Source organism: Streptomyces sp. NPDC004629 (assembly GCF_042873595.1).
In the GTDB taxonomy this organism is placed as follows: Bacteria; Actinomycetota; Actinomycetes; order Streptomycetales; family Streptomycetaceae; genus Streptomyces.
Map to the genome: position 1 here is coordinate 35277 of NZ_JBIALO010000006.1, position 14275 is coordinate 49551.

At 70.6% G+C, this 14275-nt stretch carries 14 protein-coding genes and 2 pseudogenes; 9 read left to right on the forward strand and 7 right to left on the reverse strand.

Features of this window, described 5'->3' with window-relative positions; translation table 11 throughout:
• Positions 1–373: 373 nt before the first annotated feature.
• Positions 374–1594, forward strand: a complete 1221-nt coding sequence (locus tag ACFYTE_RS10675; RefSeq protein ID WP_388707690.1) for an acetyl-CoA C-acetyltransferase — start codon at positions 374–376, stop codon at positions 1592–1594.
• 285 nt (positions 1595–1879) lie between these two features.
• Positions 1880–2668 (forward strand): hypothetical protein, encoded by a 789-nt coding sequence (locus ACFYTE_RS10680; protein ID WP_388707692.1) that lies wholly within the window; start codon positions 1880–1882, stop codon positions 2666–2668.
• A 128-nt stretch (positions 2669–2796) separates the two neighbouring features.
• Here the strand turns inward: ACFYTE_RS10680 and ACFYTE_RS10685 are convergent, their stop codons facing one another.
• The gene (locus ACFYTE_RS10685; protein ID WP_388707694.1) at positions 2797–3108 is read right to left on the reverse strand and encodes a hypothetical protein; all 312 of its coding nucleotides are present in this window, start codon (positions 3106–3108) and stop codon (positions 2797–2799) included.
• Between the two features lie 99 nt (positions 3109–3207).
• Here ACFYTE_RS10685 and ACFYTE_RS10690 point away from each other — a divergent pair, with 99 nt between their 5' ends.
• Positions 3208–3438 carry a DUF4287 domain-containing protein gene (locus ACFYTE_RS10690; RefSeq protein ID WP_388707697.1) on the forward strand — a complete coding sequence of 77 codons (231 nt, stop codon included), beginning with the start codon at positions 3208–3210 and terminating at the stop codon, positions 3436–3438.
• Between the two features lie 107 nt (positions 3439–3545).
• On the opposite strand, the gene ACFYTE_RS10695 is transcribed toward ACFYTE_RS10690, so the two are convergent.
• Together ACFYTE_RS10695 and ACFYTE_RS10700 are read right to left on the reverse strand one after the other, a co-directional pair.
• A complete protein-coding gene (locus ACFYTE_RS10695; RefSeq protein ID WP_388707699.1) occupies positions 3546–4412 on the reverse strand; it encodes a Bax inhibitor-1/YccA family protein in 867 nt (288 codons plus the stop codon).
• Positions 4413–4666: 254 nt separating this feature from the next.
• A pseudogene (locus tag ACFYTE_RS10700) lies at positions 4667–5236 on the reverse strand (CGNR zinc finger domain-containing protein); the annotation flags it as partial.
• A gap of 200 nt (positions 5237–5436) precedes the next feature.
• Between ACFYTE_RS10700 and ACFYTE_RS10705 the strand changes: the two are divergent.
• Both ACFYTE_RS10705 and ACFYTE_RS10710 read left to right on the forward strand, forming a co-directional pair.
• Entirely contained in the window at positions 5437–6570 is a 1134-nt protein-coding gene (locus ACFYTE_RS10705; protein ID WP_388707702.1) for an MFS transporter, read from the forward strand.
• 210 nt (positions 6571–6780) lie between these two features.
• The gene (locus ACFYTE_RS10710; protein WP_388707705.1) at positions 6781–7227 is read left to right on the forward strand and encodes a DUF3592 domain-containing protein; all 447 of its coding nucleotides are present in this window, start codon (positions 6781–6783) and stop codon (positions 7225–7227) included.
• Between the two features lie 153 nt (positions 7228–7380).
• Here the strand turns inward: ACFYTE_RS10710 and ACFYTE_RS10715 are convergent, their stop codons facing one another.
• From ACFYTE_RS10715 to ACFYTE_RS10725, 3 genes are all read right to left on the reverse strand, one after another.
• On the reverse strand, positions 7381–7701 hold the full coding sequence (locus ACFYTE_RS10715; protein ID WP_388707708.1) for a DUF6191 domain-containing protein: 321 nt from the start codon (positions 7699–7701) through the stop codon (positions 7381–7383).
• Positions 7702–7848: 147 nt separating this feature from the next.
• A complete protein-coding gene (locus ACFYTE_RS10720; protein WP_388707710.1) occupies positions 7849–8532 on the reverse strand; it encodes a hypothetical protein in 684 nt (227 codons plus the stop codon).
• A gap of 585 nt (positions 8533–9117) precedes the next feature.
• On the reverse strand, positions 9118–9606 hold the full coding sequence (locus ACFYTE_RS10725) for a hypothetical protein (RefSeq protein ID WP_388707712.1): 489 nt from the start codon (positions 9604–9606) through the stop codon (positions 9118–9120).
• A gap of 251 nt (positions 9607–9857) precedes the next feature.
• On the opposite strand from ACFYTE_RS10725, the pseudogene ACFYTE_RS10730 reads away from it, so the two are divergent.
• The 3 genes and pseudogenes from ACFYTE_RS10730 (at position 9858) to ACFYTE_RS10740 (ending at position 12486) form a co-directional block, all read left to right on the forward strand.
• Positions 9858–11206 (forward strand): annotated as a pseudogene (locus tag ACFYTE_RS10730) (hypothetical protein).
• Positions 11207–11536: 330 nt separating this feature from the next.
• Positions 11537–11899, forward strand: coding sequence for a DUF1304 domain-containing protein (locus ACFYTE_RS10735; protein WP_388707715.1), 363 nt, complete (start codon positions 11537–11539; stop codon positions 11897–11899).
• A gap of 167 nt (positions 11900–12066) precedes the next feature.
• Complete coding sequence (locus ACFYTE_RS10740) at positions 12067–12486, forward strand: HIT family protein (protein ID WP_388707717.1); 420 nt, start codon at positions 12067–12069, stop codon at positions 12484–12486.
• Here ACFYTE_RS10740 and ACFYTE_RS10745 read toward each other — a convergent pair.
• Positions 12465–13385 (reverse strand): ketopantoate reductase family protein, encoded by a 921-nt coding sequence (locus ACFYTE_RS10745; RefSeq protein WP_388707720.1) that lies wholly within the window; start codon positions 13383–13385, stop codon positions 12465–12467. The two genes, ACFYTE_RS10740 and ACFYTE_RS10745, sit on opposite strands and share 22 nt — an antisense overlap.
• A 70-nt stretch (positions 13386–13455) precedes the next feature.
• Between ACFYTE_RS10745 and ACFYTE_RS10750 the strand changes: the two genes are divergently transcribed.
• Positions 13456–14085 carry a TetR/AcrR family transcriptional regulator gene (locus tag ACFYTE_RS10750; protein WP_388707723.1) on the forward strand — a complete coding sequence of 210 codons (630 nt, stop codon included), beginning with the start codon at positions 13456–13458 and terminating at the stop codon, positions 14083–14085.
• Positions 14086–14275: the final 190 nt, after the last annotated feature.

The following is a 14275-nucleotide window of genomic DNA, read 5'->3' on the forward strand; positions in this document are numbered from 1 at the left end:
CCTCGGGAGTCGTGCGTGCGGCACCTTTCACGGTAAGCACAAGGAGAGTGACATTGGGTGGTCATCAGGTGATCCGTGACGGATTCCCCGGTGCATCGGCGCCATCGGGACACCGCCGCTTGCCCGGTCACCGGCGCGGGCGTCCCCCGCTCCGGCGCACGGGTCGCGCAGCGCCGTACCACCCGGCCGGGACACGGCCGGAGGGCCCGAGCACGGCCCGCAAGCGCAGAGGCCCGGGTCAAGCCGAGACGAGGCGGAAAGCAAGCGCTTAGGAAACTGCGGTCTGTGTCACACCGCGCCACCGGTGACCGTGACGGTACGGACGGGTAGCTTCCCAAGCAGCCCTGCCCATCCGTACGCCAATGGAGCCGTGATGCCCGAAGCCGTCATCGTCTCGACCGCCCGCTCCCCCATCGGCCGCGCCTTCAAGGGCTCCCTGAAGGAACTGCGCCCGGACGACCTCACCGCCACGATCATCCAGGCCGCCCTGGCGAAGGTCCCCGAACTGGACCCGAAGGACATCGACGACCTCATGCTCGGCTGCGGCCTGCCCGGCGGCGAGCAGGGCAACAACCTCGGCCGGATCGTCGCCGTACTGATGGGCATGGACCACCTGCCCGGCTGCACCATCACCCGCTACTGCTCCTCGTCCCTGCAGACCAGCCGGATGGCCCTGCACGCCATCAAGGCCGGCGAGGGCGACGTCTTCATCTCGGCCGGTGTCGAGATGGTCTCGCGGTTCGCCAAGGGCAACTCCGACAACTGGCCGGACACCCACAACCCGGTCTTCGCCGAGGCCGAGGCGCGCACCGCCGCCGTCGCCGAGCAGGAGGGCACGAACTGGCACGACCCGCGCGAGGACGGCCTTGTCCCCGACGCCTACATCGCGATGGGCCAGACCGCCGAGAACCTGGCCCGCCGCAAGGGCATCACCCGCCGCGAGATGGACGAGTTCGGCGTCCGCTCGCAGAACCTCGCCGAGGAGGCCATCAAGAACGGCTTCTGGGAGCGTGAGATCACCCCGGTGACGCTGCCCGACGGCACGGTGATCAGCAAGGACGACGGTCCGCGCGCGGGCGTGACCATGGAGGGCGTGCAGGGCCTCAAGCCGGCCTTCCGCCCGGACGGCCTCGTCACCGCCGGCAACTGCTGCCCGCTGAACGACGGCGCCGCCGCGGTCGTCATCATGTCCGACACCAAGGCCCGCGAGCTGGGCCTGACCCCGCTCGCCCGGATCGTGTCGACCGGCGTCTCCGGGCTGTCGCCCGAGATCATGGGCCTCGGCCCGGTGGAGGCCTCCCGGCAGGCGCTGCGCCGCGCCGGCCTGAGCATCGACGACATCGACCTGGTGGAGATCAACGAGGCCTTCGCCGCCCAGGTGATCCCCTCCTACCGGGAACTCGGCATCGACCTCGACCGGCTGAACGTCAACGGCGGCGCCATCGCGGTCGGTCACCCCTTCGGGATGACCGGCGCCCGCATCACCGGCACGCTCATCAACTCGCTCCAGTGGCACGACAAGCAGTTCGGCCTGGAGACGATGTGCGTCGGCGGCGGCCAGGGCATGGCCATGGTCATCGAACGCCTCAGCTGAACACACGGCCGGTCCCGCACGGTGACCGACCAGGGACTCAACGTGACTGCATGGACCCGGTGTTCGAGGATGTTCCGAACGCCGGGTCGATTTGTGATCCAATCTCACTCAGGATGTGACCTATCTCCCTTCCGGGAGATATCTCGCAGGTCAGAGCGGTTGTGGAGGTATACCCCAGACCCAAAGTGCCGTCCGTTTCGTGACGTTACGCACTGACAGCTGGTTAGTCCACCCTTCAAGCTGATGTAGGAAGTCGGGGGTCGACTTTGAACCGGGAGTACGTCAGTGAGCGCCATGCCGATCGCCCTGCTGCTCACCACGGCCGCCACGGGCGCCGTGGGCATCGCCGTCCTGCGCACTGTGCTCGTCCTGCGCCGCCAGGTCACGGCCCTGCACAGCCAGCTCGCGGAGAGCCAGGCAGCCGCCACACGTGCGCTGCTGCCCGGCGCCCGCACCGACACCGAGCAGATACGTGCCGCCGTCGCCGATGCGCTCGCCGAGGAACGGGAGCGGGAGCTGGCCGAGGCGCGTGCCTTCTGGGCCGCCCAGGAGGCACGGGACGCCTCCGACGCGCCCTCGCTGCTGGGCCTGGCCGACAGCGAACCGTTTCTGCCCCGGCAGGCGGACTTCGCGGGCCTGGAGCCGGTCGCCGAACCGGTGACCGAGCCTGCGACGGACACCGACGAGTTCGCCGGTGAGTCCCCGGAGCTGGCCGCGGCCCGCCGCCGGCACCCCTCGCATCCGGACTTCGTGCCGGTGCACTCACCGGTCGTCAACGACCACGAGCGCACCGTGTCCACGCTGGAGGAGCTGGCCGAGTCCGGCGTCGAACTGACCGACGTCCGCCCCGGCCCCCTCGGCACGCTCGATGTCTATGTCTTCGCCGACGGCACGACCCTGTGCATGACCCCGGGCCACCGCGAGACCGCGGAGCGCCTGGCGGCGTTCCTGCGCTGCGGCGTGGCCCCGGTCCTGCTGGGCGGCTCCGGCATCTCGGGCGCGTACACCCTGACCTTCGCGTGCGGCGAGGAGACCGTGTACATCCTGGCCGACCGGGTCATAGCGTCCCTGTAGTCCTCGTAGTCCTCCGGTCCTCCGGGTGCGGAACGCCTCGTAGAACCGGCAGGCGGGTGCGCACACGGCTCCGCCGGGCCGGGGCGGTACGGCGACGAGCCCGGCGAAGCCGGAGTGCCGTACGCCGCTCACACGCCCGCGCGCTGCCGGGCCTCGTCGACCAGGCGGACCGCCTCCGCCACCTCCGCCTCGCTCGTCAGCACGAGCGCCAGATCGTGCCCGGCCACGGTGATCTGGTCCGCGGCGGCGAACATACCGGCGTCCGGCATCTGCCGCGGCTCCGCCGAGGGGTCCTCGATCCGCTGCGCGCGCACCGCCAACTCCCTTGCCAGACCCAGCGCCTCGGCGGCGGCGCTGCGCTGCAACCGGCTCTGCGGAGCCGCCCGCAAACGGTCGGCGAAGTGATCCACTGCACGGGTCAGGGGCGTCGTATCAACCACGCGGTGAGCGTAACGCGTCCTACCTGGAGTGTTGCCAACACGCCAACGCTCAGGCACGGTGACGTGAAGGACCGGCTTCGAATGCGTCCGGAGGCGCCGATGTCCCAAGTCTTCTCCGAAGAGACCCATCGCAATCTGCTCGCCCGCATCCCCCACTGCACCGGTCGTGAAGTCTCCGACTGGCTGCGCACCGTCGAGGAAGGCCCCGCTTTCTTCCGCTTCGAGGAGAAGGTCAGCTGGCTCCGCCAGGAGCACAACCTCGCGTACGGCCACGCCAAGGCGCTTGTCCATGAGTACGACTTGAGGAGGGCCGCGCGCAAACTGCTCTAGGCGCGCACATCCGGAACGTCGAAAGGGCCCCGGGACGAACCCGGGGCCCTTCGCGTGCCGACGTACGGCTCGCGTGTCGACGTACGGCCGACCAGCCGTGCGGTCGGCTAGTCGTTGCTACTGAAGATCGCGACCAGCCGCAGCATCTCCACGTAGATCCACACGAGGGTCATGGTCAGACCGAACGCGGCCAGCCACGCCTCGTTGCGCGGGGCGCCGTAGGCGATGCCGTCCTCGATCTGCTTGAAGTCGAGGGTCAGGAAGAACGCGCCGAGCAGGATCGCGATGATGCCCACGATCGCGCCGAGCGGGCCGAGGCTGCGCAGACCGCCGTCCTCGGCGACGCCGAAGGCCACCAGGAGCAGGTTGACCGCCATGACCGCCACGAACGCCATCGCGATCACGAGGCCGATGCGGGCGTAGCGGGCGGTGACCCGGATCCAGCCGGCCTTGTAGACCAGCAGGGTCGCGCCCGAGACCGCCATGGTGCCGAGCACCGCCTGGAACGGGGCGCCGCTCCACTGGCTGTTGTACATCTCGCTGATCACGCCGAGGAAGACGCCCTCGAAGGCGGCGTATCCGAGGATCAGCGCGGGGGACGGGGTGCGCTTGAAGCTCTGCACCAGCGCCAGGACCATCGCGACCAGCGCGGCGCCGATCGCGAGACCGAAGCTGCCGGACGAGACCGGCAGCAGGGTCCAGGCGAGGACGGCACCGACGGCGACCACGCCGAGCGTGGTGGCCGAGCGCAGGACGACATCGTCCATCGTCATCCGGTCGGTGGTGACCGGGGCCTGCGGCGGGGCGCCGTACTGCTGGTCCTGCTGGGCGTAGGGGTTCGTCGCGTACGGGTTGCCGCCCTGGGCGTAGGGGTTGCCCGGCGCGTACCCGGCCTGCGGCGCGGTGTTGAAGCCCGCGTAGCCGTTGTCGCGGCTGAACCCCCGTCGCGAGAAGACCGGGTTGCTGCTCCTCATTTCACTCCTCCATGGCCGCCCTGCGCGGCCTTGGCTGCAAGAGTAATAGGTTGGCAAAGGATTGACCCTAGTACCTGGGGAGGATCTTTCCCTAGCCGTGCTGCGCAACACGCTAACGGGCAGCCTCATTCCCGGCCACGGTGGGCCCCGTTCCATGACCGTTCCGCTACATGGGCGAAACCGGCCGGAGACGGACCGCGCTGGGCCGGTCGTGGCAACGCGCCCTTGGCCTGGTCGGTGGCGTCCGGTGCCGCGGCGGCGCGGGCGCGGTGGGCCGCCACGCGCTCGCGGGTCGCGCAGCGGCGGGAGCAGTAGCGGCGTTCCGGGCCGCTGCCCTGCGCGATGAAGACGTTGCGGCAGGCGGGCGACGCACAGACGGCGCCGGGCGGCCGCTGGCGGTCCCAGACGAGGACGGTCAGGGCCATGCAGGACGAGGCGAGGAACCACTCGTCCCAGGGGCCGTCGTCGGCACGGTCGAGGTGCGGGTGCCAGGGCGTGCCGCCGCCGTGCGAGGTGAGCCGGAGCCGTCCGGTGTGCGCGCGCAGGAGGCGGTTGAGCGCGGTGGCGGCGGCGTCGGTGTCCGCGGCGGCGAAGACCTCCCGCAGCCGGGCGGCGGCGACCCGCATCCGGTCGACGTCCCGCCGCGTCAGGTCGAGGGGGCCGTCCTCGCCGTGGTCGCGGAGCACCCGGGCGACGGCGGCGGGGTCGGGGGCGTCCGGGGCCAGCGCGTTGACCAGGGCGGCGGTGCGGCGCGCGGTGGTCAGCACGGAGTGCCGGGTGGACCAGTCGTCGGGGGTGTCGGACACAGGTCGAATGTAACGCACATTGCAGAGTTTTACGTTACCTGCGTAACGTCCCGCGAATGACAGAGCGTTACGCGACGCGTGGTGAGGCCCGCCTCGGAACGGCCGCGAGAACGGCCTGGGGAGCAGCCTGGGCAACGACCTGGAGAACGGTCCGGAGAACGGTTTGGGGAACGGTCTCCCCGCACGCCGGGGCGCTGGCGGCCCGCACCGGGGACGAGATGTCGGGGCCCGCGCTGATGCTGGCGGGGCTCGCCCTGACCGGATCGGCCGCCGCCGGGGCCGCCCTGCTCGCCGGCATCACCGTCGCCGCGGCCGTGGGCGGCCCGGTGCTCGGCGCGCTCCTGGACCGGGCGGCGCGGCCCGGCCGGCTGCTGGCCGCGGCGCTCGTGCTGTACGCCGCCGGCCTGGCCCTTGTCCTGCTGGGGCTCGGCCGGCTTCCGTTCGCCCTCAGCGTGCTGCTCGCGGTGGCCACCGGGCTGCTGGGCCCGGCGCTGTCCGGCGGCTGGACCGCCCAGCTGTCCCACGTCGTACCGGCCGACCGTCTGCCCCGGGCGAACGCGCTCGACGCCATGACGTTCGGCGCGGCGAGCCTGGCCGGGCCCGCCCTCGCGGGCGGCACGGCGGCGGCACTGGGGGCGCCGACGGCCGTCCTGGTCTCCGCTGCGCTGATCGGTGCGGCGGTGCCCGCGGCGTGGCTGCTGCCCGCCCGTCCCGCTGCGGCGCACGGCCCGCCGGCCGCCTCCCTGCCCGGCGACCTCACGGCCGGTATACGGGCCGTGGTGGGCAGCCGCCGGCTGGCCCGGGCCACCCTCGTCTCGGTCGTCTGCTGCGTCGCGCAGGGCATGCTGACGGCCTGTCTCCCGCTGCTCGGCGAACGCGTCCTCGGCGGAGCCGGCCGCGGCGCGGCGCTGCTGTCCTGCGCGGCGGCCGGCGCCCTCGCCGCCAACCTCCTGCTCGCCCGTTTCCCGCGCGCCGTGGCCCCCGACACGGTCCTGTGGACCACCGCCCTGGTCCAGGCGTCGGCGCCGGCCCTGGCCGCGCTCTCGCTGACCGCGTCCGGCGGCCCGGCGCTGCTGGTGACGGCCGCGATCCTGACGGGACTGGCCGAAGGACCGGCACTGACCGCCTTGTTCGCGGTGCGCCACCAGGAGGCGCCGGATCACCTGCGCGGCCAGGTCTTCACGACCGGCGCCAGCCTGAAGATCACCGCCTTCGCCCTGGGCGCGGCCCTCGCCGCCACCCTGCCGCCCCGCTCCCTCCCCCTCACCCTGACCTTGGCGGCGGCCACGGCGGCGGCAGCAGCTCTGACGTTCATCGCCCTCCGGGGCCCCGCCCACGACGAGGTCATGTGAGACGGCCGGCGCAGAACGCACGGGATTTCCCGGATAAAGCTCTGCGCGGCGGGGAGGAGAACACCCGGGGGGGCGCGGCCGAGGCCGCCCGGGGCGAGGTGGGGCAGGAGGGGCCGTGGCTCAAGAGTCGGGTCGGAGCCGGTGAGCGTGCGGATGCGGTCGCGCCGGGTCGGTGCGGGGGCGCGCGTCGCAGGGAAGGTCGCGGCAGGGGTGGCCCTGGCGGCCGTGACGGCGCTGCTCGCCGTCCTCGGGTACGGATTCGCCGTCAGCGGGCTGGACGGGCTGCACGACGCCTCCGCGGTCGCGGCGCGTGGACGGTCGGTCGACGGGACCGTCCTGGCGAAGGACGAGGTGGCCGGGCCCCAGGGAAGCCGCACCAAGCGGATCGAAGTGCGCTTCACCACCGCCGACGGGACCGCGTACCAGTTCTGGGAAGGCGGCGACGCGGACGTCGGCGACACGATCCGCGTCCACTACCTGCCGGGGCGTCCCGAGACGGCGAGCACGCACTCCGTGACGGGCAACAGGATGGGGTACGGCCTGCTCGTCCTGCTGGGGCTCGCGCTCATGATCTTCATGCCGCTCCTGGCCCTCAGGCTCGGCTGGGAAGGTCTCCGCGCCGTCCGCCGGGCGAACCGGAAACGGGCGGCAGCGTGATGACACGCCCTCGGTCCGGGGTGTCAGTGGGCTCCCCGTTCCTCCAGGGCCAAGCGCAGGCTGCGCTCCAAGAGCTGCTCCGGCGCGCCGCCCCGTGCCCGTGCCCGTGCCCCGATGAAGGATGAGCGCGTACCACGCGTAGCGGGTGGCCCTCTACTGGCCGGCGTTCGGCATCCTGACGACCGCGACTCCTCCAGCCAGGTCTATCGTCGTCCGGTTCGGCGGCGCCCCGTCCTCCTCGTCGTCGCGCATGACCAGGGCCGACTGCCGCTCCTTGAGTTCGTTTTGCTTCCCCGGCGAGAAGCTCGCGTGGAGCTGTTCGAATCCGGTCGCCGAAATCTGGCCCTGTCGGGCGCTGTTCCGCCATGGCAGCAGGCCTGCCCGCCCGGCACGGAGCAGCAGTTGATCCACGAAGGCCACGACGGTCAGCAGGATGACCAGTCCGGGCAAGGTCATGAAGACGGCGAACTCCATGACCCGAGTATCCACGCGGAGAGGGCGATACAGCAGGGCGTTGAGCGTGGCCGACCGTGACCCGCACTGTGTGTTCAGTCACAGCAGGCGGGGGCGGCCGGGGTCTCCCGCCGGACCGGCACCGCCGCCGCCTTGGTGGTGGAGTCTTCATACGGCCATCAGCTCCGCGACCCGGGCGAACTCCTCCTTCAGGCGGTCACGGCCGAGGGCCGCGAACTCGCGGTCCAGGTCCGCCGGTGTCACTCCGCGCAACTCCACCATCGTGCGGGCGGCCCGGACCCATGGCGCCCACTCCGACCCGTACTTCACCTGCTCCATGTGACACCCCGGGACCGGCTGAAGCGTCACGGGATGGTGAAGGGGACCGACCACACCCCACGCGGGCACGCGCCTCGCCCACGCCGGCACAAACCGCCCACCCCGCAGGGCATGGCAGAGCTGGATGGAGATCCCGGCACACGGCACGCACACCGGCGGACTCGTCGTCCGCTCCCCTTCCCGGACCGCACCGCAGGAGTCCCGCAGGAGAAACAGGTGCGGGCCGTGCGGATCCGGCGGCACGCGGGAGCAGACCTGGCACATCATGTTCAGCATCGCGCGACGCTGCCGGTAGGGGTGGACGTTGCGCAGTTGCGGGCTGCCCCTGCGCTGCTTCGGCCGCAGGGCGTACCGGACCCAGAGCACACCGAAACTGTCCCGGTCGTACGGCGTCTCATCCGCGTACGCGATCCCCGGGCCCACGCGGCGGCGGACGAGCGGGCGGGTCAGGAGTCGTTCCTCACTCCATCCGGCGATGTACGGAACGACGCCTGGCGGTGCCGGAGGCAACACGATCGAGAACCTTCCTTTGTCGAAACGAGAGTGACGGCCCGGCACACCGCACGGCATCGCGGGGCCGGGTGTGCCGGACCGGGCCCACCGGCCCCGCGGGGGAGAGCCGGGAGCGGGAAGCCGGCGGGCGCTATGGGGCTCCGGCCGCCCCCTGAGGCGCGAGCGACCGGAGCCGGTCACGGGGTCAACGGCCCATACCGGCCACGAGGGCACCTATGAGGACGGCCAGAACCAGGCCCTCTCCGGGGCAGGACGGGACGAGCCGGCACCAGTTCCGGGGCATGAATGGCAGGCAGCGGCAGGAGGACCAGCGTCCCGCGGGGCAGCAGGCCGGAGTCGGGCCCATGCCAGCCGGACGCGGAGCCGCGTTCAAGAATGAACTCCGCGCCGCGCGGGCCAAGGACGCCGATACCGGTGGGAACCTCCGCCAGGTGCCGGCCCATGCCGTGAGGACGTGTTCCAGACGGCCGGTGGCCGTAAGCCACGGCATCGGCCCCGGAGCGGCGGTGATCGCCTCCGCGCGGGGGGTTGAACGGGGCCCGAAGAGCGCGAGCGTCTTGGCGTCGGTCTGGTCGCCTGCCGCGGTCACGATGCGGCCCCGATCGCGAGCCGGTAGCGGCCGCACAGGACGAGTTGCGAAACCGCGTCGGCAGTGCACAGGTTGCCGGGTCCCCTCATCGGCACGCACCAGTAGGAACGGTGGCCGTGCTCCTCATCGAGCGTCGGTGACGGCACGCCGAGGTAGGAGCCGACGCCGAGGCATTCGGCGCCCCCATGCCGCCCGTCCGTCCACTCCGGCCGCTGCGCTGTGCTCGGCGGCACGAGCGCGTAGTACCGGCTGCTGAGCTGGTCGGTGAAAACGGGGCCGCCGTGGAGAGCTTCGTCGAGGAAACCACACACCGGCTCGGGCTCATCGGAGCCGGCCGCGGCGTGCACGACCCCGGCGGACATGCGTACCGCGGCGAACAAGCCACCGCACCGCAACAGCGCGATACCGCCCGTAGCCCAGTCGTTCCAGGCCCGGTCAGCGCTCTCCACGGCAGAGATCAGCAGCCAGGAAGCCACGGTCTGCACGGACACCTGCCGCCTCGGCACCAGCACCCCGGCTCGCGCCCTTGGGTGTCTCTCTGGGCCCGTCATTGGTCAGCCTCCAGCACGGAGACATCTCGTTTCAGTGCTTGTGCGCTGGCCACCATTGCTCCCCTGGCCGAGACGATTCTGATTACTCGTAAGAGGTAATCGCCCGACTACGCACTGCGGGTACCGTTGGAGACAGGTGCGACCGTGAACACCGTGAACGCCATGGAGCTGTCGGGAGTGAGTACATGGCCACGAGAAACCGCACGCCCAACCTTGCCTTGGACAAGCTGCTTGAGCAGGCACGATGGACGCGCACGCAACTGGCACAGCAAGTCAACCGACTCGGCCCGCAAGCCGGGCTGCAACTCACCTACGACCGGACTGCCGTCGCGCACTGGATTGCCGGTACGCCACCGAAGCCTCAGGTCAGGCCCCTGATCCTGGAAGCCCTGTCCGCTCGTCTAGGGCGTCCGGTGACCCACGGGGAAGCCGGTCTCAGCCCGCCGTGTCCGGCGACGGCTCTCAACCAGTCGACACTGTTGAGGAGTTGATCGATCTGGGAAAGGCGGATATGGATCCATCCCGTCGCGGAGTTCTGGCCGCGACTCTCTTCTCAGCAGCGCTGTCCGTGCCCGCGTTCCAGCGGACCGCACGGGCCGCCGACAGTCCGGTCACGCCGGGCAAGGCGACGACCCGGATCGGTGCATCCCAAGTCGCCTCCGTGCGGTCCATGACAGCGAGGATCGCGGACATTCTCGACGAGTTCGGCGCAGGCCACGCCCGCCCCACGGCAGCCGCCTTCCTCGTCAACACCGTGGGCCCATGGCTGCGGGCGCAGGCCTCCGAGCCGGTCAAGCGGGACATGCTCGCCGCCGCGTCTGACCTCACATACCTGACGGGCTGGATGGCGATGTACGAGAAGGCCCACGGTCTGGGACAGACCTACTACGTCAAGGCGCTCAAACTCGCTGACGAAGCCGGCGATCACGTCACCTACTGCCGCACGCTGCGCGGCATGTCGCTGCAAGCGTCGAACCTCCGACGCGGGCGGATGGCGCTCGATCTGGCGGACTCTGCGGCCGAGGCGGCACCGACCGCCGGTCCTCGTCTGGTCGCGTTCCTGCGCGGACAGCAGGCCCACGCGGCATCCATGGTCGGCGACCGGCACCAGGCCCACACCCGCCTACGCGAAGCCGAGACAGCGCTGAGCAAAGCCGACAACCGGCGCGACGCAATCGGCGGTTACGACCGGACCGCCTATCTCTTCCACGTCTCCCACGTGCTGATGGAAGAGGGTGATCTCTGCGGCAGCATCAAGGCCATGAAGCAGTCCATCCGGCTCCAGCCGGCCCAGGAGCGGCAGGGCCGCGTGCACGCCTACGCGGTACTCGCCCAACGGCAGCTCAAGTACGGGCACCTGGACGCCGCATGCCAGTCCTGGAGCCGCTTCCTCGACGAGTACGAACACGTCTCGTCCATCCGCGGTGACGACCACTTCGCCACCCTCCGCACGGATCTCACCCCGTACGCCACGTCCCGTACGGTGAAAGAACTCGCCGGCCGAGTTCGAGAGGTCGCAGCGGCCAAGGCCTGAACGAGGGACACCTCCGGGGGAACCGTCGGCGAACCCCGGAGGCGGCACGCTCCAGGCCACGTGGTCCCAGCGCCGGGCAACACTGGTAGCCCCTCAAGGCGGCCTCTGCAAGAAGGCACGGGGCGTGGGCGGGCGGGTGCCGCTCGCACTTCCCGTACGTCAAGGGGCCGGCAAAAGAGCGGTAGGTGCAGACGGCAAGCCGTTTCCAGCCGTATAGAGAAGCTGTTTCCGGATCCCCTTACGACCTCGGAGGCAATTGAGTGCGGGGCGCTGCGCGTCGGCGTGCTGGTGGCCGAGCGGGGTGCGGCGTTGTATGTGAGTCTGTTGCCCATGTCGATCATCGCAACCGTTGTGGTGCTGCTCATCGCCGCGCTCCACGTCTACATTCTGGTCCTGGAGATGTTCTTGTGGACCGGTCCGCGGGCCCGGGCCGCCTTCGGGACCAGCGTCGGGTTCGCCTCCGAGACGAAGGCGCTCGCGGCCAATCAGGGGCTGTACAACGGTTTCCTCGCCGCCGGGCTGGTGTGGGGTGTGGTGGCGTCCGACCCGGTGGGCTTCCAGGCGCAGGTGTTCTTCCTGACGTGCGTGGCCGTGGCCGGTGCGTACGGTGCCGCCACGGCCAGCCGGAAAATCCTCTTCGTGCAGACCGTTCCGGCACTGATCGGTCTGGGACTGGTGCTGGCCGCCCATTGAGCGATACACCGGACGACGCGACGCCTACGTCGAAATCCACGCCGCGATCGCCGGCCTCGTCTCCGACCGCTCCTCGAAGCGACCGACCCGCCCGGCCTGTCCTCAACTCAATTGCTTCCCAAGGTGGTTAGACGCGGACGTCCGCTTCGTGTGACACGATCCTTCGTATGGCTACTTTGTTTTCTCGTATCATCGCCGGTGAGTTGCCTGGGCGCTTTGTCTGGCAAGATACGGAAATCACCGCATTTCTCAGCATCGCGCCGTTGCGGCCTGGCCACACTCTTGTTGTGCCCCGGCGTGAGGTCGACCGGTGGACAGATGCCGACGGGGCCCTCCTGGCGCGTTGCTTTGAGGTGGCCCAGGCTATTGGTCAAGGAGTGCAGCGGGCTTGGGATGCCCCGCGAGCCGGCCTCGTCGTCGCGGGCTTCGAAGTGCCGCATCTGCACATACACGTCGCTCCCGTCTGGGACATGTCCGACTTCGATTTCAGCAAGGCGAAGCCGGAGGAGGATTCGGCTTTGGATGAAGCAGCAGTAAAGCTCCGCACCGCCTTGCTTGAGCTTGGTTACGAACAGGCGCAGTTCTGACCCAGTGGGCCCGGCGGCACGTCTCGCCGCCGGGCTCCCGCAGGGGCACGGAGCTGTTCGGCCAGCCGCTTGAGTTCGGCCGCCGTGACGGGCGAGGGGTCGTTGAGTCCGCTGTGCACGGCCGTCGGGCTCTTCAGGAAGCGCCGGAGCACGGCCGCAAGGAGCCCTTGCGGCAGAGCCCGCAACGCGGCGAAGGCGCGAGGTACCGGCGGGGTCTCCATCGCGGCGAGGTTCTGCCGTATGAGGTGGAGCATGCCGCGGACCGCATCCGGGGCGTCGGCCAGTGCTACCGGGCCGCCCGCCGCGTGTACCGCCTGACCGAGCGGGACCTCGAACGCGGCGTGTGTCCTGAGCCAGGCATCCATCTGCGGCTCGGCCCTGGCGTTGATCCCGGCGGTACGGAACGTCTCCACGATCCGTACCAGTCGCGGGGTGGTACGGCCGTCGGGCTCGCCGATCGGCATCGCGACCCGGCGGGTGATGAAATTGCTCTTGCGGTAGCGGACCACGTCGCCGTCCATCGTGCCGCCGGTCGCGGGGAAGCCGAGCAGCACCCGTGCGTGGCCGATCACCGCGCCCAGCGTCTCCGGTCCTGCTGCCCAGTTGAGCAGGAACAGCACGTCACCTTGGACACCAGCGAGTGATTCCAGCACTGCATCCACCTGGTGGGTGCGGACGAAGACGGTGATCAGGTCGTACCCGCCGTCCGGGTGCTCGATCACCGGTACCGGCACCCGTTTGACAGCTGGGCCGTCTTCCTCGGCGAGCTGCACTCCCTGCCGGCGCAGGGCGGTCAGGCGCTCGCCCCGGGCGAGGAGCGAGACGTCGTGGCCGGCCTCGTGCATGCGGGCGGCGAACAGGCTGCCGCAAACCCCGGCGCCGTACACGAGCAGCTTCATGACAGCCCTCTTTCACACGTTCGTTTCACTCATACGTTCGTTTCATTCAAACATATGTAGAGTCCCTCGTGTGGCGACCCCAGACACCCGCACCCAGATCCTCGACGCGGCCGAGCACCTCTTCGCCGAGCACGGATACCGCGGCACCTCGGTCCGCGCGATCACCAAACTCGCCGGAGCGAACCTGGCCGCCGTCGGCTACCACTTCGGCTCGAAGGCGGAGCTGATGGCCGCAGTCGCCCGCCGCGTGATCGAGCCCATCAACGCTGCCCAGTGCGCCGCGCTCGACACATTGCTCGCCCGGACCCCCGACCCACCGGTCAGCGAACTGGTGGAGGCATTCGCGGGGCCGCTGTTCGACGAGATGCCGGCCGGCGACGAGGGCGGCGCCCGGACGTCCCGGCTGATCGTGACGATCCTCAGCGACCCGGCCGAGGAGGCACGCAGCTGGACCGGCCCGGCCGAGGACTCGGTCCGCGAGCGCTACCTCGCAGCCTTCGCGCGCGTACTGCCCGGCCTTCCCCCGGAGGAGCTGTGGTTCCGGATGCGGGGGATCCTTGCCGTGACGGCCGTCGACCGCCTTGAGGTCCACCAGCAGCCCTCCCCTGGCTGTGTGTCCCCGGTAGCGGGCGAGGCGGCCCGGCGATGGGCGGTCACGTTCCTGACGGCAGCGATGAGTGCGCCACCGACCCGGACCTGACGACCCAAGGAAGACGCCGGCGGCGCGGGTCAGGCGGCGTTCGCCCTGCGGACGAGGCAGTGAGGCGCTTGTCGGCGGCGTCCTTGTTCCGCCAGATGATGTATCGGCGGACCGTACTGCCCTGGGCCTTGTGGGTCGGGTGGTCGGTGCCGTCGGGGGCGACGTAGCGCAGGGCGGTGAACTGGGCCTC